Consider the following 19538-nt stretch of genomic DNA (forward strand, 5'->3'; position numbering starts at 1 on the left):
CGGGGGCTTTCGCGTCTGGTGGCTACGTCAGCGAGTCCGGCGGCAGGAAGCGGTCGCCGTACTTGGCGGCCAGCTCGCGGGCCCGGGCCACGAAGGCGTCCTTGCCCGTTCCGCCGGCACCGGAGTAGCCGACGATGAACTGCGCGCTACCACCGGTGTAGGGCGGGAACCCGATGCCCATGATCGACCCGATGTTGGCGTCGGCGGTCGACGTCAGCACGCCCTCGTCGAGACACTTCTGAGTTTCCAGCGCCTCGGCGAACAGCATCCGGTCGATCATGTCCTGCAGCGGCGGCTGCGACGAACCGGACTTGAACGTCTCGCGCAGCCCCGGCCAGAGCTGGGTGCGCTTGCCGTCGACATACTCGTAGAAGCCCGCGCCCTTCAACCGCGACGGGCGGCCGAGCTCGATCATCTTCTCGACGACGGCCTCCGCCGGGTGCGGCTCGTAGGTGCCGCCGGCATCCTCGACGCCCTTGCGGGTGGCCGTGGCGATCTTGTGCATCAGCTCGAGGTTGAGCTCGTCGGACAGCTGCAGCGGCGGCGCCGGGTAGCCGGCCTGCGTACCGGCGTGCTCGATGGACGCCGGCTCGACGCCCTCGCCGAGCATCGCCAGCGCCTCGTTGACGAACGTGCCGATGACGCGGCTGGTGAAGAAGCCGCGGCTGTCGTTGACGACGATCGGGGTCTTGCCGATGGCCAGCGTGTAGTCGAACACGCGGGCCAGCGCCTCGTCAGAAGTCTTCTCGCCCTTGATGATTTCGACCAGAGGCATCTTGTCGACCGGGGAGAAGAAGTGGATCCCGATGAAGTCCTCCTGCCGCTTCACACCGGTCGCCAGACCGGTGATCGGCAGCGTGGAGGTGTTCGACCCGAGCAGCGCGTTGGGTTCGACGATGTCCTCGATCTCCTGGAACACCTTGTGCTTGAGGTCCTGGTTCTCGAACACCGCCTCGACTACGAAGTCGACACCCTTGAAGTCGGCGGGGTCGGCCGTCGGCGTGATGCGGTCCAGCAGCGCCTTGCTCTTCTCCTCGGTGGTCTTGCCCCGCTCCAGCGCCTTGGCCTCGAGCTTTTCCGAGTAATTCTTGCCCTTCTCGGCGGCCTCGATGCTGACGTCTTTCAGCACCACGTCGAAGCCGGCCTTGGCCGACACGTACGCGATGCCGGCGCCCATCATGCCCGCGCCCAGCACGCCGATCTTGTTGATCTTGACCGGCTCGATGCCGTCCGGCCGCGACCCGCCGCCGTTGATGTGCTGCAGGTCGAAGAAGAAGGCCTGGATCATGTTCTTGGCGACCTGGCCGGTCACCAGCTCGGTGAAGTAGCGGCTCTCGATGCGGGTGGCGGTGTCGAAGTCCACCTGCGTGCCCTCGACGGCCGCGGCCAGGATGGCCCGCGGCGCCGGCATCGGCGCGCCCTTGAGCTGCTTGCGTAGCAGCGACGGGAACGACGGCAGGATGGCAGCCAGCGCCGGAGACGACGGGGTGCCGCCCGGAATCTTGTAGCCCTTGACGTCCCACGGCTGGGTGTGCGCCTCCGGGTTGGCCTTGATCCACGCCTTTGCCGCCGGCACCAATTCGTCTACGCTGCCGACGATCTCGTCCACGAGGCCGTTGTCCTTGGCCGCGGCCGGCTTGAACCGGGTGCCCTGGCTGAGCACGTTGACGAAGGCGTTCTGGATGCCCAGCATCCGCACCGTGCGGGTGACGCCGCCACCGCCGGGCAACAGACCCAGCGTGACCTCGGGCAGCCCGATCTGGACGCCCTTGACGTCGGCCACGATGCGGTGATGGCAGGCCAGCGCGATCTCCAGACCGCCGCCCAGCGCCGCGCCGTTGATGGCGGCCACCACCGGCTTGCCGAGGGTCTCCAGGGTGCGCAGGTCGCGCTTGATGTCCTCGACCTCGGCGAAGACCTCGCCCGCGTTCTCCGGGCCGGCGTTGATCATGTGCTTCAGGTCACCGCCGGCGAAGAACGTCTTCTTGGCGCTCGTGATCACCACACCGGTGACCGAGTCCTTCTCGGCGACAAGGCGTTCCACTGCCTTGTGCATGGACTCCTTATAGTGCTCGTTCATCACGTTGGCCGACCCGGTGGGGTCGTCCAGCGTCAGCGTGACGATGCCGTCGGCGTCGTTATCCCACTGAATGGTGTTCTCTGCCATGGTCTTAAACCCTCTCAATGATGGTGGCCACGCCCATGCCGCCGCCGATGCAGAGCGTGATCAGCGCGCGACGCGCATTGCGGCGCTCGAGCTCGTCGACCATGGTGCCCAGGATCATGGCGCCGGTGGCGCCCAGCGGGTGGCCCATCGCGATGGCGCCGCCGTTGACGTTGAGCTTCTCGTCGGGGATGTTCAGGTCCTTCTGGAACTTCAGCACGACCGACGCGAACGCCTCGTTCAGCTCGAACAGGTCGATGTCGTCGACGGTCAGCCCGGCCCGGTCGAGCACCTTCTGGGTGGCCGGCGTCGGGCCGGTGAGCATGATGGTCGGGTCGGCGCCGGTGGTGGCGGTGGCCACGATGCGGGCGCGCGGCGTCAGGCCCTGCGAGGTGCCCGCCTTCTCGTTGCCGATGAGCACCAGCGCGGAGCCGTCGACGATGCCCGAGCTGTTGCCGCCGGTGTGGACGTGGTTGATCTTTTCGACCCAGTGATACTTCTGCAGCGCCACGTCGTCGAAGCCGGCCATCGCGGCCAGGCCTTCGAAAGCGGGCTTCAGCTTGGCGAGGCCCTCCATCGTGGTGTCCGGGCGCATGTGCTCGTCGTGGTCGAGGATCAGCAGGCCGTTCTGGTCGCGGACCGGGACCACCGACTTGGCGAAGTAGCCACCCGACCACGCCTCGGCCGCGAGCTGCTGCGAGCGCAGGGCGTAGGCGTCGACGTCCTCGCGAGAGAAGCCCTCGATCGTGGCGATCAGGTCCGCACCGATGCCCTGCGGCACGATGTAGGCGTCATACGAGGTGGCCGGGTCCGCCATCATGGCGCCGCCGTCCGAGCCCATCGGGACGCGGCTCATCGACTCCACACCACCGGCGAGCACCAGGTCGTCCCAGCCGGAGCGGACCTTCTGGGCGGCGGTGTTGACGGCCTCCAGGCCGGAGGCGCAGAACCGGTTGAGCTGCACGCCGCCGACGGTGTCGGGCATGCCGGCCGCGATCACCGCGGTGCGGGCGATGTCGCCACCCTGGTCACCGACGGGTGACACGCACCCCAATACGACGTCGCTGATCAGGCTCTCGTCCAGGTCGGGGTGGCGCCGGCGCAGCTCCTCGATCAGACCGACGACCAGGTTCAACGGCTTGACCTCGGTCAACGACCCGTTCTTCTGCTTGCCGCGGGGCGTGCGGATCGCCTCGTAGATGAAGGCTTCTTCGGACATGTCGACTTCCTCTTCGAAGATTGGTTTGGGTCCGTCCTAAAACACTAGGTCCAGTACCGGCCACCCTAACAGGGCGCCCGTCCAACCTGTTGGTTGGGCGGGATCCTGCTGGTCAGAGGGACGAACGCGACGGTGCAGTCAACTCGTCGCTGACACCTGGCCGCATTGGCCGCGCTAGTCACATCAGTCTCTCCACTCTCTGCGCCGGCCGATACCCGAACTGCCCGCCTCATAGCGACACCGCCAAGAACCCGCGCGCATTGTCGTTCTGAGGCGGGCACAAGCGGTGGTACTCCGGCCAGGGGCCAATGTGGCGCCTGTGACAAGCCCGCTAAGGCGCGGCCTTAAGCTCCTCCCCCATGACGGTGTCGCGACTCCGGCCCTACGCGACGACGGTGTTCGCCGAGATGTCGGCGCTGGCCGCGCGGATCGGTGCGGTGAACCTCGGCCAGGGCTTCCCCGACGAGGACGGGCCCCCCGCATTGCTGAAGGCCGCCCAGGACGCCATCGCCGCCGGCGTCAACCAGTACCCGCCCGGCATCGGCATCGCGCCGCTGCGCCAGGCCGTCGCCGCGCATCGCCGGCGGCACTTCGGGATCGACTACGACCCCGACACCGAGATATTGGTGACGGTCGGGGCCACCGAGGCCATCGCCGCATCGGTGATCGGGCTGGTCGAGCCGGGCTCGGAGGTGGTGCTCATCGAACCCTTCTACGATTCCTATTCGCCCGTGGTCGCGATGGCCGGCGCGCACCGGGTGACCGTGCCGCTGGTGCCCGACGGCCGTGGCTTCGCTTTGGACGCCGACGCCCTGCGGCGCGCGGTGACGCCACGGACCCGCGCGCTGATCGTCAACTCGCCGCACAACCCCACCGGCACGGTGCTGAGCGCGACGGATCTCACCGCGATCGCCGAGATCGCGGTGGCCGCCGACCTTTTGGTGATCACCGACGAGGTGTACGAACACCTGGTGTTTGACGCCAACCGCCACCTTCCGCTGGCCGGCTTCGACGGCATGGCCGAGCGCACCATCACGATCTCCAGCGCGGCCAAGATGTTCAACTGCACCGGTTGGAAGATCGGGTGGGCCTGCGGCCCAGCGCAACTCATCGCCGGGGTGCGCGCGGCCAAACAGTATCTGAGCTACGTCGGCGGCGCGCCGTTCCAGCCCGCGGTGGCTCTCGCGCTGGATACCGAGGACGCATGGGTCGCCGAGCTTCGCCGCTCCTTGCAGGGCAGGCGGGACCGGCTGGCCGCCGGGCTGAGCCAGATCGGCTTCGCGGTGCACGACAGCGACGGCACCTACTTCCTGTGCGCCGACCCGCGCCCGCTCGGCTACGACGACAGCACCGCCTTCTGCGCGGCGCTCCCGGAGAAGGTCGGCGTGGCCGCCATCCCGATGTCGGCGTTCTGCGATCCGGCGGCACCCCATGCCGACGTGTGGAATCACCTGGTGCGCTTCACGTTCTGCAAACGCGAGGCCACCCTCGACGAGGCAATCAGGCGCCTGGCGGCGCTGCGGGGCCCATAACCCGCTTCCGAAGTCCCTCCAGCGCGGCATGCAGGATCTTCTTGCGGGCCCGGCTGATCACGAACTCGGGCAGCGGCGCCGACGGTTCGACGGTGATGCCGAATCGCACCCGGGTCTTGTCGTCGCCCTCGCGGGTCAGGTTGTACTCGCCGTGCTGGCCGTGTTGGTGGATGGTCTTTTCGGCGTCCCACACCATCCAGTCCGGGCCCCAGTGGTACTCGAGGAACTGCGTGTCGAAGATGCCCATCACCCTGATCGTCACCTTCACATGGCACGGTCGCCCGTCGGGATAGGTGTCGATGACCTCGGCCCTCTTGTGCACCGCGGACCACGACGGCACGTTCTCCATGTCGGCGAGCGCGTCCATGATGACTTCCGGGGGCGCGTCGATGACGATTTCCGACGATGCTTGTACGGCCACTGGCTAAGTCGCACCGCCCGATCCGCGACCGCCCGCCACCAGCTCGCTCAGCCCCTTCACCGAGGCGTCGAGAACCCGTTCGGTGGCCCGCTTGACGACGAACGCCGGAATGGGCCCCGCCGGCTCGACGGTGATGTCGAAACGCACGCGCGTCTTGTCGAGGCCCTCGGGCTTGAGGTTGTACTCGATGTGCTGGCCGTGCTGCTGCGCGGTGCCCTTCGCGTCATAGACGACCCAGTCGGGGCCCCAGTGGTATTCCAGGATCTCTTTGTCGACCAGACCCAAAATCTTGATCTTCGTCTTGACGTGGTGTGGGAGCCCGTCGGGATAACGGTCGATCACTTCGATGTCTTTGTGCAGCGGCGACCAGGAGGAAAGGACGCCGACGTCTGTCAGCGCCTCCATGACCACTTCCGGCGGCGCGTCGACGACGAATTCCCGTGATGCTTTTACGGCCACTACAGAACAAAGTAACCCCAGCGCCCCATACGCGGGTGAGGTTCGCGTAAATCTCTACTTACCAGCCGATTTCGTCGAGCGGAGTGGTTGCCGCGGGCGGCGGCCCGACCGGTCCGGCCGGGGTCCGGGAGAAGCGCGGCGCGGGAGCGGCCTGTTTCGCGCCGTGCGCGGTGATCAACGTCGACCTGGCGTTCAGATGGTCGTCGGCGGCCGCCTCATTCCAGGTCAACACCGGGGTGACACACGCGTCGGTGCCGGCGAAGATCTCCGTCCATTCGTCGCGGGTCCGGCTGGCGAAGCGCTTCGCGAAGATGTCGTACATCCGTTGATACGAACCGATGTCGAGCTGGGTAGGCACCTCGGCGGGCGACAGGCCGAGCCCGTCGAGCAGCGCCGCGAAGAACTGCGGCTCGATGGCGCCGACGGCGACGTATTTGCCGTCGGCGGTCTCGTAGCACCGGTAGAACGGGGCGCCGCCGTCGAGCAGGAACGATTCGCGCTCGTCGCGCAGCGAACCGGTCGACTTCATGGTCCACATCATCTGGGCGAGCAGGCTGACGCCGTCGACCATCGCGGCGTCGACGACCTGGCCCCGGCCCGACCGTTCCCGCTCGTACAGCGCGACGGCGATGCCCAGCAGCACCAGCATCGAGCCGCCGCCGAAGTCGGCAACCAGGTTCAGCGGCGGCGTCGGCGGCCGGTCCCGATATCCGAGCGCCGAGAGCGCACCGGTCTGCGACAGGTAGTTGATGTCGTGGCCCGCCGTGTGAGCCACCGGACCGTGCTGCCCCCAGCCGGTGATCCGCGCGAAGATCAGCCGCGGATTGACCGCCGCACAGTCCTCGGGTCCGATGCCGAGTCGCTCGCAGGTGCCGGGCCGGAAGCAGTCGAGCAGCACGTCGGCCTTGGCGGCGAGCTCCAGCAGCGCCTGTGGCTGCGACTTGACGTCGAGGTCGACGATCCGCTTTCCGCGGTGCAGCAGGTCGCGGTCCTCCGGCGGCATCGTCAGCCCGCCCCCTTGGTGGCGACCCGCTTCGCCCGGCTTCGCCGCGCTCGCGATCGCCACGCTGGGCCGGCGCACCCGCACCACGTCGGCGCCGAGGTCGGCGAGCATCATCCCGGCGTGCGGCCCCGGCCCGATGCCGCCGAGTTCGATCACCCGCACGCCGGCCAGGGGGCCCTCGCTCGTCACCGCGACTAGTTGCCCTTCTTGACCGCGAGCACCCGCTCGCGCAGGGCCTTGGTCGCGGAATCGATCGTGCCCTTGACGGCCCGTTTGAGCACGAAGCCGGGCAGCGGCACGTTCGGGTCGACCCGGATCTCCATCTTGACCAAAGTCGCCTCTCCCTGCGGCACCAGCGTGTACTTGCCGTCCTGTGACTTCTGCTGGCCCGAGCTGACCAACGTCCAGCTCACGTCGTTGCCGCTCCAGGTGTAGGCCACCACCTGTTCGTCGGTGATGCCCGCGGTCCTGACCTTCATCTTCACCTTGCTGGGCCGCCCGTCGTCCCCGGTCTCGAGGATCTCCGCGCTCTGGTGTGGGTCCGACCATTCGGGCATCGCTTCGAAGTCGGCGATGACGTCCAGAATCTCCTCGGGGCTGGCTTCGATGACGATGTCGCGGGATTCTTTGATAGCCATGCCCGCACAATAGGCGAAGCGGCGTGTCGGCTGGAACGGTTTGGACCGGGCGTACCGTCGTGCTTGTGACTGATCCCCTCGTCTACACCGTCGGCGACTACCTACTGGACCGCCTCGCCGAACTCGGTGTCTCCGAGATCTTCGGCGTCCCCGGCGACTACAACCTGGAATTCCTGGACCACATCGTCGCCCATCCGACCATTCGGTGGGTGGGCAGCGCCAACGAGCTCAACGCCGGCTACGCCGCCGACGGGTACGGACGGCTGCGCGGAATGTCGGCCGTGGTAACGACATTCGGGGTGGGTGAGCTCTCGGCCACCAACGCGATCGCCGGCAGCTACGCCGAGCACGTGCCCGTCGTGCACATCGTCGGCGGCCCGTCCAAAGACGCCCAGGGCGCCCGGCGCGCGCTGCACCATTCCCTCGGCGACGGCGACTTCGAGCACTTCTTTCGGATCAGCCGCGAAATCACCTGCGCCCAGGCGAATCTCATGCCGGCCACCGCGTGCCGAGAGATCGATCGGGTGCTCTCGGAGGTACGCGAGCAAAAACGGCCCGGGTACCTGCTGCTGTCCACCGACGTGGCCCGCTTCCCCACCGAACCGCCCGACGCGCCGCTGCCGCGCTACACCGGCGGCACCAGCCCCCGCGCACTGTCGCTGTTCATCGAGGCCGCGACGCGACTCATCGGCGATCATCAGCTGACCGTGCTGGCCGATCTGCTGGTGCACCGGCTGCAAGCCATCAAGGAGCTCGAGGCGTTGCTGGCGGCGGACGTGGTGCCGCACGCCACGTTGATGTGGGGAAAGAGCCTGCTCGACGAGAGCTCCCCGAATTTCCTTGGCATCTACGCCGGTTCGGCCAGCGCGGAAGGGGTGCGCGCGGCGATCGAGGACGCGCCGGTGCTGGTGACGGCCGGGGTGGTATTCACCGACATGGTCAGCGGCTTCTTCAGCCAGCGGATCGACCCGGCGCGGACCATCGACGTCGGGCAGTACCAAAGCAGTGTGGCCGGTGAGGTTTTCGCGCCGTTGGAGATGGGCGCCGCGCTGGAGGCGCTGGCCGACATCCTGGTCGGGCGCGGGATCACGTCACCCCCCGTGCAGGCCCCGCCGGCCGAGCCCTTGCCACCGCCCCCGTCGCGCGATCAACCACTCACCCAACAAATGGTCTGGGACCGGCTGTGCGTTGCGCTCACACCGGGCAACGTGGTGCTGGCCGACCAGGGCACCTCGTTTTACGGAATGGCGGATCATCGGTTGCCGCACGGCGTCACCTTCATCGGCCAACCGCTTTGGGGTTCAATCGGTTACACGCTGCCCGCGGCGGTCGGGGCCGCGGTGGCGCATCCGGACCGCAGGACGGTGCTGCTGATCGGCGACGGTGCGGCGCAGCTGACCGTGCAGGAACTCGGCATCTTCTCCCGCGAGGGACTGTCGCCGGTCATCGTGGTCGTCAACAACGACGGCTACACCGTCGAACGGGCGATCCATGGAAAGACTGCCCCTTACAACGACATCGTGAGCTGGAGCTGGACCGATGTCCCGCGCGCGCTGGGGGTTTCCAACCACCTGGCGTTCCGCGCCCAGACCTACGGCGAACTCGACGACGCGTTCACCGCGGCGGCGCAGCATCAGGACCGCATGGTCTTCGTCGAGGTGGTCCTGCCGCGGCTGGAGATCCCGCGTCTGCTCGGCCAACTCGTCGGATCCATGTCGCCGGAGGGCAACGCTCGCCGCTCAAAAGCCTAGCGCGAGCGCCCCGTCCGGTCCGGGGTCGACGAGCGCAGCATCGCCTGCACGGTGCGCCGGCAGCGCCCGCAATCGGCCCCGGCCCCACACGCCTGGGCGACCTCCTTGGTCGTGGACGCCCCGGCGGCGACGCATTCGGCGACCGTATGGCTGGTGACGCCGTTGCACAGGCAGACGAACATCAGCCGCGCTCAGTCGTCCTCGATGCGCATCGTGTCGTAAAGCCGGCCGAGGAACACCGGCGGGTGGGCTCCGACGCCCACGCCCGACATCCATTGCGCCGCGGCGTCGGGATGGTCGATCCACCGCTGGGCGGCGACCTCGTCGGGAAACTCCGACAGGATCAGCACCTCGTGGTCGTCGTCAAAAGCCTGGAATACCGACGTCTTTCGGACGCCGGCCCCGGCGAGCCCGTCCATGGCCGAGCGAAATCCCGCGGTCAGGGTCGCGACGTCCTCGACGGACGCGATCGCGCACACCACCACGCCGGGCGCGGCCGGTTTGGACGACGGTTGCGGAACAAATCTGTCGATGATTTCGCCGGCAAAGACCGCGGGTATGTCCTCGACGCCGGCGGCGTCGAACCAGTCGAAGAAGACCCGCGAGCGCAGCAGCTCCACGATGGGCTCGCGACTGTGCACCCCGATCATCACCAGCACGCGCCCGTGCTCGTGGGTGGACGTGTACACCAGCACATGGTGGGCGCCGATGTCGGCGAGCGCCGCCTTGTTGCGCTCGAGCAGCGGCCACACCCGGGTCGGGTCGGGGACGCGATAGTCCGATGCGATCACCATCGAGTGAATGTCACCGGTGCTCAACGTGGCTGTCCTAAATCGGGTTGAACGACGAGATGAGCCACTTCCCATTGGCTTTCGTCAGCGTGACCGTCACGCTGCTGTTGGTGAACGTCGGCTCCGGCCTGTCCTTGCTCTGCGTGCTCTGGTTGACGAACAACAGCACGGTGGCCGAATCCGGGCGCAGGTCGGACACCGCGGCGCGCAGCACCACGGCGCTGGTCTTCACCGACTTCTGCTTGGCCGCGGGGGCGACGATCTGCTGGGTGAATTGGTCGTAGTAGGACAAGAAGTCGCCGGTCAGGTGTGACTTCGCGGAAGAGAAATCGCGGTCGAGGGTATCGGGCGAATACGACAGCACCGCCACCGTTCCGTCGCTGGCGGCCGAGATCGCCGACTTTGCGGCCGACGCATCGGTCGCCCGGTCGGGCCGATAGGAGAACCAGTACTGCCAGCCCAGGAGGCTCAGCGAGGCGATCACGAGCAAGGCCAGCACGGCCGGGACCACCTTGCCGGCCGACCGTTTCTTCGCCTGGGCGGCAAGGCGCTTCCAGCGGCCGGGCGCTTTACCGTGATCGTCGATGTCCTCGGCGGGCTGCGCCTGTTCTGCTACCTCGGTCGCCTCTTCGGCCTCCGCCGTCTCCTCGACTTCCGTGGTGTCTTGGACCGATTTTTCGTCTGCGGTCACGGCACAAACTCGACTTTCGATATCTTGAGCTGGCCACCGTCGCGAGTGACCGTCACGATGAGCCGGTAGTTACGCGGATCCTGTTTGGCGCCGGCCGCATTGGTGACCTCGGAGGTCGAGGCCACCAGCACCACCGCCGAGTCCTTCGTCATCGAGTCCAGCTCCACGGCCGCGGCCTGAACGCTGCCCTGCGATACCACCTTCGACTGCTCCACCACCTTGGTGAAATCGTCGGCCATCTTCAGGAAGTCGTCCTTGAACGTGCCGGTGGAGTTCTCCAGGATGCGCTGCACGCCTTGCTTGGCGTTGTTGAAGTCCAGCGACGTCAACGTCACGACGCCCTGGCGCGCGGCGGCGACGAACTCGGCGGCGCGCTGTCGCTGCCGGACCGCGTCGCGGTGCTCCTTGATCATGTAGCCGCTGCCCGCCAGCGCGACGAGGATCACGATGATCGCCACGGAAGCGGCGAGGGTGGACCACTTGGGGCGGCGAAGCCGTCGGGCTAGGCGGAGCCGGCGGCCGGCCGGCACCGGCGCCTCGGCCTCGTCGGCGTCGGCAACTGGCTCTTCGGTGTCGGCAGCTTCGGTGTCTTCAGCTTCGGCGGTCTCGGTCTCGTCCGCCTTCACCTCGGGCGCCGCGTCGGACGCCTCGGGTTGGACGGATTCTGTCACGTCCGCCGCCTCTTCTGCTGCGACGGCTTCTGCGGTGGCTGCTTGTTTGGTTTCGGAGACCTTGGCCTCCGCGAGTTCGGCCTCGCGGCGCAACTGGATAGCGCGGGCGCGGGCGCGGGCGGCGGCGGCAAGGGCTTCCGCTTCTTGGGCTTCCGCCTCGGCCTGTTCGGCCAGCGCCCGGATTTCGGCGGCAGTGCTTGGGGTCTTGTCCTCGTTCACCGGAACCAATTTCGTGTCAGCGGCATTCTGGCGGGCGCCGCCACTCACCGTTCACCAGCCCGAGAACGAGGCTGCTCGTGACTCAATGCCAAACTCCTCTACCGCTTGCCCGCGCTGGCCACGGCGTCCCAGCAGGGCGTCGTCGCCGTTGGGCCACCATACTCGGGATGCGCATTAGCGGCGAGCATCTGCGCCGATATTCTTCCGCCGCGAATGTCGCGACGACCAGGAGAGCCACGTTATCACCTTCGCCTGAGAGCTCCGCCCGTACCACTGCGGCGCCACTGTACAAATGCCAAACAAGCTGTGGAAATGGGGTTCTCTAATCGGACATACGGTGAGGCCGCACGCGGCTAGCGCAGCAAGTCTTTGACCACCTTGCCGGTGGCGTTGAGCGGCAGGGCCTCCAAGAACTCCACCGAACGCGGCACCTTGAAGCCCGCCATGCGCTCGCGGCACCAGTCGATCAATTCGTCGGCGCTGACGGTGGATTCGCCGTCTTTGCGGACTACGAACGCCTTGCCCACTTGGCCGAGCCGCTCGTCGGGAACGCCGATCACCGCCGCCTGCGCGACGGCCGGGTGGTTCATCAGGAAGCCTTCGATCTCGGCGGGATAGGCATTGAATCCGCCGACGATGAACATGTCCTTCTTGCGCCCGACGATCCGGAGCCGGCCCGAATCGGTGAAGTTGCCCAGGTCTCCGGTGTGCAGCCAGCCGTCGGCGTCGATCGCCTCCGCGGTGGCGACGGGATCGTCGAGGTAGCCCTGCATGACGCCGTAGCCGCGAACCAGTACCTCGCCGTCGTCGGCGATGCGCACCTCGACTCCCTCACAGGGCAGGCCGGCGGTGGTGGCCACGTCCTCGAAGGAATCGCCGGGCAGCGACAGCGTGACGTTGCCGGCCTCCGTGAGCCCGTAACCGGTCATCAGCGTCTGGAACGGCAATTCGTCGTGGATGCGACGGACCAGCTCAACGGGGATGTCCGCCGCACCGGTCACACCGGCCCGCAGCGTCGACAGCTTGGACTTGTCTTGAATCGTGAGCAGCGAGTGGTACAGCGTCGGCGGCCCGGGCAGCATCGTGATGCCTTCGCGCGCAATCAAATCCACCACCGTGTCGACGTCGAAAACCGCGACCGGCAGCATCGTCGCGCCGCGCAGGAAGGAGGTGACCAGTCCCGCCTTCAGTCCGAAGGTGTGGAAGTAGGGATTGATCTGCAGGTAGCGGTCGCCTCGCCGCAGATCGGCGAGCGTGGCCCACTCCTCGTACATCCGCAGCGTCTGGCGATGATTCATCATCGCGCCCTTCGGACGGCCGGTCGTGCCCGAGGTGAAGATGATGTCCGAGATGTCGTTGCCGCTGACCGCCCGCTCGAACGGGGCACCGCTGGAAAGAAAGTCGGACTTCAGGTCGATGACGGGTGTCCCCGCCGGTGCGGTGTAGTCCTGGCCGAGAAAGCCCTTCTGCACCAGGACGGCCTTGACTCGGCTGCGGGCGATGATGTCGCCGGCTTCTTCGGTCTTGAACCGCGTGTTGACCGGCACCAGCACGCCGCCCGCAGTCAGCAGCCCGAACGCCGCGATGATCCACTCCGCCGAGTTGGGCGCCCAGATTGCGACGCGGTCACCTTTGTCGACACCGAGGTTCGCGAACGCGCCTGCGGCGCAACGGATCCGCTCGACGACCTGGTTGAACGTCAAGCGCAGCGGACCGTCGACGACCGCTTCCGCGTCACCGAAACCGTCCGCCGCGCTCAAGACCATCTCGGGGATGGTCTGCCAAGGACTCTTCAGCGCGTATTACACCGTGACGAGCCGGCCGAGGTTGCCGCCCATGATCTTGGCCTGGTCGTCGACCGACAGGTGCGACAGCGCGTTGACGTAGTACGTCGGCTCCGCCAGTCCCTCCGGGTGCGGCCAGTCCGAGCCGTAGAGCACCTGATCCACGCCGACGAGGTTGATCAGATCGTCGATGCCGTCCTCGAAGAACGGGCTCACGTGGATCCGGTTCTTGACCATCTCGACCGGATCGCTGGGGAACGCCTCCGGGGCCTTGCGGAAGACCTCGGCCAGGCCGTCCAGCAGCGGGGTCATCCACTTCGAACCGGCCTCGACGATGGCGACCTTCAGCTTCGGGTGGCGGTACAGCGCGCCGTGGATCACCCACGAGCCGACCGCGTCCTGGATCGGCCGCCACTCGTTGAGGATGCCCATCGCGTTGGTCTGGAACGGCAACATCTCCTGTTCGGCGCCGTCCCACTCCGAGGTGTAGCGGGAGTAGCCGCTGTCACTGGAGTGCATGCCGACCAGCACGTCGTGCTCGACGACCCGCTCCCAGAACGGGTCGAACTCGGGCAGCGCGAACGACCGCGGGCCACGGAAGCCGGGGACCGGGGCCGGGCGGATCAGGATGCAGCGGGCCCCTCGCTTGACGGCCCATTCCAGTTCCTCGATCGCCTTCTCCACGATTGGCAGGGTGATGACCGGGGTGGTGAAGATCCGGTTCTGGTAGTTGAAGCCCCAGACCTCGTCGAGCCACTCGTTCAGCGCGTGGATCAGAACATGGATGGCGACCGGGTCGTCGCGCAGCCGCTCCTCGAGCAGGCTGGCCAGGGTCGGGAACATCAGGGTGCGGTCCAACCCCAGCTCGTTCATCTTCTCCAGGCGCGGGCCGGGCTCGAAGAACGCCGGGATCGCGCGCATCGGCTCGCCGAACAGCTCGCGCTTGCTCTTGCCGTCCGGGTTGCCGTACTTGAAGTACTCCTCCCAGGCGCCCGGCCGGGCGACGACCTCGAAGGTCGGGTTGGGAATGTAGTTGCTGATGTGGCCGCGGATGGCGATCTTGGTGCGCCCGTTGATCTGCACGTACTGGACGTAGTCCTTGTAGGCCTTGGGCAGGAACTTGGTCAGCGCCTCCGGCGGCTCGTAGAGATGGTTATCCGCGTCAAAGATCGGAAACGGGACGTCCTCCCGATGTGACAACTGGCCCATGAGATCCTCCTTCGCAATTTGCGAGAATACTATTCTCTCGAGGCGCTCGTTCGCAACGTGCCCCTCTCGGGGCGCTCTGTCCTCCGCGGTCAGCAGTTGGCGATGATCTTGAACGAGGCGGAAGCCGGTTCGTTCGGCTTGTCGGTCTTGAAGCCGTTGGCCGTACCCGTAATCGTGAATTTCTCGCCGCTCAAGCTCATGTCGGCGTTGCCGCCGTCGTCCTTCGAATACATGCCGGTGAAGCCACCCAGGTTTTGGATGCGCACGGATTGGGCGGTCAGCGGCTGCGCTCGTTGGTCGATGACGACCTTGGCCCCGGCAAAGTCGCCGCCGATGTCGATGGTGCGGTACCACTCCAACTGGCTGCACTTGACGACGTTGATCTTCGCGTCGTTTCCGTTGACGGTCACCGACGCGGTGCTGGAGAGCTGGGTTTGGGCCTTGGGGCTGCAGGCGCCGAGGCCGGCGACGGCAAGCGCGGCGGCGGCGACGACCACCATTCGGTTACCCACTGGGCCACCTCGATCCTGGGCGACGAGCTTCTGGACCTGCTGCGATGATGTTATTCTCCCCGAAAGAGAATGCCAATATCGGCTTTTCGGCTGTCCTTTTATTGGAGCGATAACCCATGGTGGACCTGGAGTTCGATGATGGACTTGCGGTGCTCACCATCGACCGCCCCCACGCGCGCAACGCCATCGCGCCCGACACCATGGGGCAGCTGGAGAAGGCGATCGATGCCGCGGCCGGCGCACGAACCCTGGTCATCAAGGGCGCCGGCGACCGGGCGTTCGTCTCGGGCGGCGACCTCAAGGAGCTGAGCGCGCTGCGGACCGAAGAAGACGCCGCGGCGATGGCGAAACGGATGCGGTCCATCTGCGATCAGCTCGCCGCATTCCCCGCCCCCGTCGTCGCCGTCCTGAACGGCCACGCCTTCGGGGGCGGCGCCGAAGTCGCGGTGGCGGCCGACATCCGGGTGGCCGCCGACGACATCAAGATCGCCTTCAATCAGGTGGCGTTGGAGATCATGCCGGCGTGGGGCGGCGCCGAACGGCTGGCGGCGATCGTCGGCAAGAGCAAGGCATTGCTGTTGGCGGGCACCGGAACCGCCCTCGACGCCGCCGAAGCGGAGCGGATCGGCTTGGTGGACTTGGTGATTCCGCGCGCCTCCTTCGACGACGGCTGGCGATCGATCGCCACGTCGCTGGCCCGCCACCCGGCGGCCGAGATAAAGCGGGTAATCAGCGGCGTTTCCGCGGACGAAGCGATAGCATCCTTTGCACGGCTGTGGGTTGCCGACGCCCACTGGCAGGCCGCAGAGCGGGTGATGAACCGCACCGCCAGTCCGCGCCCGGCAGCCGAAGGAGCGACATGATCAGCACCGCGAAGAAACTGTGGGGCGTCGGCTCGGCGATGTTGCTGGGGCTGACGGGTCCGTTGGTCAGCCCTGGACGCGCACATGCCGACCCGGTCTGGCATCAGGTCGTGTACATCGTTTCGGCCAAGAGCCCGGCCTACGTCGACATCTTCTACCAGGATCAGGATCCGACGCTCTTCTCCGACTACAGCCACAACAACTACTCATTCACCCCGCAGGTGCACGCCGACGTCGCCCCGGGTAAGCCGTGGGTTCAGCCGGTGAACCTGTTGAACCCCGATCAGTGGGCGATGGTCACCGCCACCACCGGTCGCGAACCGCTGGCACAGGGCGGCATTCAGTGCGACCTGTCGGTGGACGGCAAGGTCGTGGTCTCCAACATCGGCCCCAAGGGCGCACTCTGTTCGCTGCGGACCTGGTGAACCATCCAGCTTTGCGGCACGCCCTCGATGGGCCGCGGCTCGCCTTCGAGGCGACGTAGATGATCTTCGACCAATTGCACGGTTTCGGCATGACCGTTGGACATGCCGATCGCCTGCTCGAGCACCAGAAATCTCGACAGGCTGGACATGAGCACGGCCACCACCGCCGGCGGCATCTGTTCTCTGCCCACCCCATACTGCTGTAACGCAGTTGTCACCGCTTGTCGCTCCCCTTCGCGCAAACGCTCTGCGTAATAAGCGATTTCGGCTCGCATTGCCTTGCGATGGTTGGCCAGTGCCATGAATTCCATTGAGATGCGGGTGAACGCGGGATCGGTGCCGAATCTCCACAGCGCCCACAGCGGCTGCGGCGACTTCATCAGCTGCGCGTGCACCTCGAGTGCTTCTTCGGCGCGGCGGCGGAAGACCTCGAGGAACAACTCGTCCATGGTCCGGAAGTAGTAGTGCACCAGCTGTGGTTTCAAGCCCGCTTTGCTCGCCAGACGGCGCGACGTCACCGCGGCGTATCCTTCTTCGATCATCAACCGCTCGGCCGCGTCGAGCAGCAGGGCGCGATTCTTCGCGTCCGGCGCCCCGATCCTGCGGGCCGAAGTCATATCCCTGCTCCGTATTTCTGCGTTGGTGCCGACCCCACGGATCGTAGCGCGGCCCCGCGTTGCGGCCTTGACCCTGACAATACCGCCATGCTAAGCAGGTGCTCAGCACATTTTTGGCTTTCGGAATTGGGCGGCGGTGCCGCTTGCCGCCGAACCTCACCGGTAGACCAGCCCAGGGAGACGCAGTCCTATGACCACCTTCGACACGATCGACTTCTTCACCGATCAATCTCTGGTGCCCGATCCGCACCCCTACTTCGACTACCTGCGCAGCCAAAACCCGGTACTGCGGCTGCCGCACCACGGGGTCGTCGCCGTCACCGGCTACGAGGAGGCCTGCGAGGTCTACAAGGACCCCGACACGTTCTCGAACATCGTCGCGCTCGGCGGGCCGTTCCCGCCGCTGCCGTTCCAGCCCGACGGCGACGACATCAGCCCCCAGATCGACCAGCACCGCAGTTATTTCCCGATGTTCGAGCACATGGTGACGATGGATCCACCGGAACACACCCGGGCGCGCTCGGTGCTGAGCAAGCTGCTGACCCCGAGCCGACTGAAGCAGAACGAGGAGTTCATGTGGCGCCTCGCCGACCGTCAGCTCGACGAGTTTCTGACCAACGGCGCGTGCGAGTTCATCAGCGAGTACTCAAAGCCGTTCGCCACGTTGGTGATTGCCGACCTGCTCGGCGTTCCCGAAGAGGACCACAAGGAGTTCCGCGTCGTGTTGGGCGCCGACCGTCCCGATGCGCGGGTGGGCGCCCTGGACCACGAGTCGGTCGGCATCAACCCACTGGAGTGGCTCGACGACAAGTTCTGCGCCTACATCGAGGACCGGCGCCGCGAACCGCGCAACGACGTCCTGACCTCCCTGGCCACGGCTAAATATCCCGACGGGTCCACGCCCGAGGTCATCGAGGTAGTTCGTTCCGCCACATTCCTTTTCGCCGCCGGGCAGGAGACCACGGCCAAGCTGCTCAGTGCCGCGCTGCAGCTGATCGGCGAGCGGCCCGACATCCAGCAGCAGCTGCGCGACGACCGCAGCCTGATCCCCGGATTCATCGAGGAATCGCTGCGGATGGACAGCCCCGTCAAGAGCGACTCGCGGCTGGCCCGCAGGGCCACCACGGTCGGCGGCGTCGACATCCCCGCCGGCACCGTCGTCATGGTGTTGCCCGGCGCCGCCAACCGCGACCCACGCCGGTTCGAGAACCCGCACGAGTTCGATCTCCGCCGCAAGAATGTCCGCGAGCACATGGCTTTCGCGCGCGGTGTGCACTCGTGTCCGGGCGGGCCGCTCGCCCGGGTGGAGGGCCGGGTCTCCATCGAGCGCATCCTGGACCGGATGAGCGACATCACGATCAGCGAGGCCAAGCACGGCCCCGCAGACGATCGTCGCTACACCTATGAGCCGACGTATATCCTGCGCGGACTCAGCGAACTCCACCTCACCTTCACCCCGAACGGGTAAGGGCGGTCCCGGCCCCACCGCCGAGCAGACGCAAAAGCCCCCATATCGCAACATAATTGGGGGCTTTTGCGACTGCTCGCCCAACCGGGGCGGACGTCAGGGTTGCGATGCGGTTTCGATCTGCTCGAAGATTCCGGAGAACTCTAACGGGGTTTGCACAATTCCGCTGCCGTCGACGGCGTCCACCGCGCCCAACGTGCCCGTGAGGTCGCGGGGCAGTTCCCACATCGACAGCTCCCCGATGTCGTGCTGCTCGGCAAAAGCGGTGAGCTGTTGCGCGTCGGCGAGGCCGAAGATTTCGCTGGGGTCGTCGTTGATTCCGATCAACGGCGTCACCCCGAGCATGTGCCACGCCTGCTGGCTGGTGAGCGAGGGGTAGAGCGTCATCAACTGGGTATGGGTGGCCGTCGCGGCATCGATCGCATACGCGCCCATGCCGGGGTTGCCGGTCTGGTCGAAACCGTTGCCGTAGTCCATGGCCATGATGTTCACGCGGGAGACGTTCACGCCATTGGTCGCCGCGATCTGCAGGACGTTCAGCCCGCCGCCCTGCCCCTCGACCAGGCCCGTCGGCAGCACTGGAAGCGTGTACGAGACGGTCACGGGCGTGCCATTGGCCGCCTCCTGCTGCTGCAGGATGGCGATGGCCTTCGATTGGGTGTTCATCGCTTGGGTGTTGCCCTGCAACGCACCTTCGACGTCGAAGTCGAGGTTGTAGATCTTGTAGGTGTTCACAATCGACGCGTACTGCTGCGCCAGCGCGGTGGGGGTCTGGCCGTTGACGGCAGAGAGATCGGTGCCGAACGCGCCGCCGAACGAGATGGTCCCGTTGATGCCGGCGGCTTTCATGTCGGCGATTTGGTTATCGATGAAAGCGCTTTGGGTGCCGCCCGTTACGTCGTACGCCGAGTAGCCACCCCAGGAGGCATTGCCGTTCGGGTCGGCGTTGATGAAGGCAAGCGTGGCGTTTTTGACTCCGTTGTGGGCGGCCGTCGCAAAGTCGTATCCGTTGGGGCCGGGCCACAGCGTGATGTCCACGTAGGGCGAGTAGATGCCCGCCCCGGTGCCGCCGGTGCCGGGACCGCCGGTGCCGCCGCCGAG

At 66.7% G+C, this 19538-nt stretch carries 20 protein-coding genes; 5 read left to right on the plus strand and 15 right to left on the minus strand.

The genetic code is table 11. The features are described 5' to 3' along the window. Positions 1-22: 22 nt before the first annotated feature. On the minus strand, positions 23-2167 hold the full coding sequence (locus N415_RS22670; RefSeq protein ID WP_068186944.1) for a 3-hydroxyacyl-CoA dehydrogenase NAD-binding domain-containing protein: 2145 nt from the start codon (positions 2165-2167) through the stop codon (positions 23-25). Positions 2168-2171: 4 nt separating this feature from the next. Beyond that, positions 2172-3383 carry an acetyl-CoA C-acetyltransferase gene (locus tag N415_RS22675; protein ID WP_068186945.1) on the minus strand — a complete coding sequence of 404 codons (1212 nt, stop codon included), beginning with the start codon at positions 3381-3383 and terminating at the stop codon, positions 2172-2174. A gap of 359 nt (positions 3384-3742) precedes the next feature. On the opposite strand from N415_RS22675, the gene N415_RS22680 reads away from it, so the two are divergent. After that, on the plus strand, positions 3743-4915 hold the full coding sequence (locus N415_RS22680) for a pyridoxal phosphate-dependent aminotransferase (protein ID WP_068186947.1): 1173 nt from the start codon (positions 3743-3745) through the stop codon (positions 4913-4915). On the opposite strand, the gene N415_RS22685 is transcribed toward N415_RS22680, so the two are convergent. From N415_RS22685 to N415_RS22700, 4 genes are read right to left on the minus strand one after another with little or no spacing between them, the layout of a single operon-like run. Next, positions 4884-5336 carry an SRPBCC family protein gene (locus tag N415_RS22685; protein ID WP_068186949.1) on the minus strand — a complete coding sequence of 151 codons (453 nt, stop codon included), beginning with the start codon at positions 5334-5336 and terminating at the stop codon, positions 4884-4886. The genes N415_RS22680 and N415_RS22685 overlap by 32 nt on opposite strands. A 3-nt stretch (positions 5337-5339) precedes the next feature. Further along, positions 5340-5795: an SRPBCC family protein gene (locus N415_RS22690; RefSeq protein WP_068113331.1), complete on the minus strand. Its 456-nt coding sequence runs from the start codon at positions 5793-5795 to the stop codon at positions 5340-5342. A gap of 58 nt (positions 5796-5853) precedes the next feature. Then, positions 5854-6987 carry a CaiB/BaiF CoA-transferase family protein gene (locus N415_RS22695; protein WP_068186950.1) on the minus strand — a complete coding sequence of 378 codons (1134 nt, stop codon included), beginning with the start codon at positions 6985-6987 and terminating at the stop codon, positions 5854-5856. Positions 6988-6992: 5 nt separating this feature from the next. Next, complete coding sequence (locus tag N415_RS22700; RefSeq protein ID WP_068186951.1) at positions 6993-7436, minus strand: SRPBCC family protein; 444 nt, start codon at positions 7434-7436, stop codon at positions 6993-6995. Positions 7437-7501: 65 nt separating this feature from the next. On the opposite strand from N415_RS22700, the gene N415_RS22705 reads away from it, so the two are divergent. Further along, on the plus strand, positions 7502-9187 hold the full coding sequence (locus N415_RS22705) for an alpha-keto acid decarboxylase family protein (RefSeq protein WP_068186953.1): 1686 nt from the start codon (positions 7502-7504) through the stop codon (positions 9185-9187). Here N415_RS22705 and N415_RS22710 read toward each other — a convergent pair. The 7 genes from N415_RS22710 to N415_RS22740 form a co-directional block, all read right to left on the minus strand. Then, positions 9184-9369: a (2Fe-2S)-binding protein gene (locus tag N415_RS22710; RefSeq protein ID WP_068186955.1), complete on the minus strand. Its 186-nt coding sequence runs from the start codon at positions 9367-9369 to the stop codon at positions 9184-9186. The genes N415_RS22705 and N415_RS22710 overlap by 4 nt on opposite strands. A 9-nt stretch (positions 9370-9378) precedes the next feature. Beyond that, positions 9379-10005 (minus strand): fatty-acid--CoA ligase, encoded by a 627-nt coding sequence (locus N415_RS22715; RefSeq protein ID WP_068186956.1) that lies wholly within the window; start codon positions 10003-10005, stop codon positions 9379-9381. A 10-nt stretch (positions 10006-10015) separates the two neighbouring features. Continuing rightward, entirely contained in the window at positions 10016-10669 is a 654-nt protein-coding gene (locus N415_RS22720) for a twin-arginine translocation pathway signal (protein WP_152531534.1), read from the minus strand. After that, complete coding sequence (locus N415_RS22725) at positions 10666-11559, minus strand: hypothetical protein (RefSeq protein ID WP_068186974.1); 894 nt, start codon at positions 11557-11559, stop codon at positions 10666-10668. The genes N415_RS22720 and N415_RS22725 overlap by 4 nt, the downstream gene beginning before the upstream one ends. Positions 11560-11912: 353 nt before the next feature. Beyond that, positions 11913-13355 (minus strand): FadD3 family acyl-CoA ligase, encoded by a 1443-nt coding sequence (locus N415_RS22730; protein ID WP_081665428.1) that lies wholly within the window; start codon positions 13353-13355, stop codon positions 11913-11915. A gap of 6 nt (positions 13356-13361) precedes the next feature. Continuing rightward, the gene (locus N415_RS22735) at positions 13362-14552 is read right to left on the minus strand and encodes an amidohydrolase family protein (protein WP_068109768.1); all 1191 of its coding nucleotides are present in this window, start codon (positions 14550-14552) and stop codon (positions 13362-13364) included. A gap of 89 nt (positions 14553-14641) precedes the next feature. Continuing rightward, on the minus strand, positions 14642-15064 hold the full coding sequence (locus N415_RS22740; protein WP_068109771.1) for a lipoprotein LpqH: 423 nt from the start codon (positions 15062-15064) through the stop codon (positions 14642-14644). Between the two features lie 116 nt (positions 15065-15180). Here N415_RS22740 and N415_RS22745 point away from each other — a divergent pair, with 116 nt between their 5' ends. Together N415_RS22745 and N415_RS22750 are read left to right on the plus strand one after the other, a co-directional pair. Further along, on the plus strand, positions 15181-15927 hold the full coding sequence (locus tag N415_RS22745) for an enoyl-CoA hydratase/isomerase family protein (protein ID WP_068186960.1): 747 nt from the start codon (positions 15181-15183) through the stop codon (positions 15925-15927). Positions 15928-15965: 38 nt separating this feature from the next. After that, positions 15966-16352, plus strand: a complete 387-nt coding sequence (locus tag N415_RS22750; RefSeq protein WP_152531535.1) for a hypothetical protein — start codon at positions 15966-15968, stop codon at positions 16350-16352. Here N415_RS22750 and N415_RS22755 read toward each other — a convergent pair. After that, a complete protein-coding gene (locus N415_RS22755) occupies positions 16268-16969 on the minus strand; it encodes a TetR/AcrR family transcriptional regulator (protein ID WP_068186966.1) in 702 nt (233 codons plus the stop codon). The genes N415_RS22750 and N415_RS22755 overlap by 85 nt on opposite strands. Positions 16970-17159: 190 nt before the next feature. Here N415_RS22755 and N415_RS22760 point away from each other — a divergent pair, with 190 nt between their 5' ends. After that, positions 17160-18437, plus strand: coding sequence for a cytochrome P450 (locus tag N415_RS22760; RefSeq protein ID WP_068186967.1), 1278 nt, complete (start codon positions 17160-17162; stop codon positions 18435-18437). Positions 18438-18533: 96 nt separating this feature from the next. Here the strand turns inward: N415_RS22760 and N415_RS22765 are convergent. Further along, the coding region (locus tag N415_RS22765; RefSeq protein ID WP_204366836.1) for a chitinase at positions 18534-19538 on the minus strand (1005 nt) is incomplete at its 5' end.

This window comes from Mycobacterium sp. UM_CSW, assembly GCF_000455205.1.
Taxonomy (GTDB): domain Bacteria; phylum Actinomycetota; class Actinomycetes; order Mycobacteriales; family Mycobacteriaceae; genus Mycobacterium.

Excerpts from the sequence above, each read along its gene's own strand:
- N415_RS22680 (WP_068186947.1), top strand. The coding sequence starts at position 3,743 with ATGACGGTGTCGCGACTCCGGCCCTACGCGACGACGGTGTTCGCCGAG.
- N415_RS22735 (WP_068109768.1), bottom strand. The coding sequence starts at position 14,552 with ATGGGCCAGTTGTCACATCGGGAGGACGTCCCGTTTCCGATCTTTGAC.
- N415_RS22755 (WP_068186966.1), bottom strand. The coding sequence starts at position 16,969 with ATGACTTCGGCCCGCAGGATCGGGGCGCCGGACGCGAAGAATCGCGCC.
- N415_RS22670 (WP_068186944.1), bottom strand. The coding sequence starts at position 2,167 with ATGGCAGAGAACACCATTCAGTGGGATAACGACGCCGACGGCATCGTC.
- N415_RS22700 (WP_068186951.1), bottom strand. The coding sequence starts at position 7,436 with ATGGCTATCAAAGAATCCCGCGACATCGTCATCGAAGCCAGCCCCGAG.
- N415_RS22745 (WP_068186960.1), top strand. The coding sequence starts at position 15,181 with ATGGTGGACCTGGAGTTCGATGATGGACTTGCGGTGCTCACCATCGAC.
- N415_RS22675 (WP_068186945.1), bottom strand. The coding sequence starts at position 3,383 with ATGTCCGAAGAAGCCTTCATCTACGAGGCGATCCGCACGCCCCGCGGC.
- N415_RS22750 (WP_152531535.1), top strand. The coding sequence starts at position 15,966 with ATGTTGCTGGGGCTGACGGGTCCGTTGGTCAGCCCTGGACGCGCACAT.
- N415_RS22710 (WP_068186955.1), bottom strand. The coding sequence starts at position 9,369 with ATGTTCGTCTGCCTGTGCAACGGCGTCACCAGCCATACGGTCGCCGAA.
- N415_RS22760 (WP_068186967.1), top strand. The coding sequence starts at position 17,160 with ATGACCACCTTCGACACGATCGACTTCTTCACCGATCAATCTCTGGTG.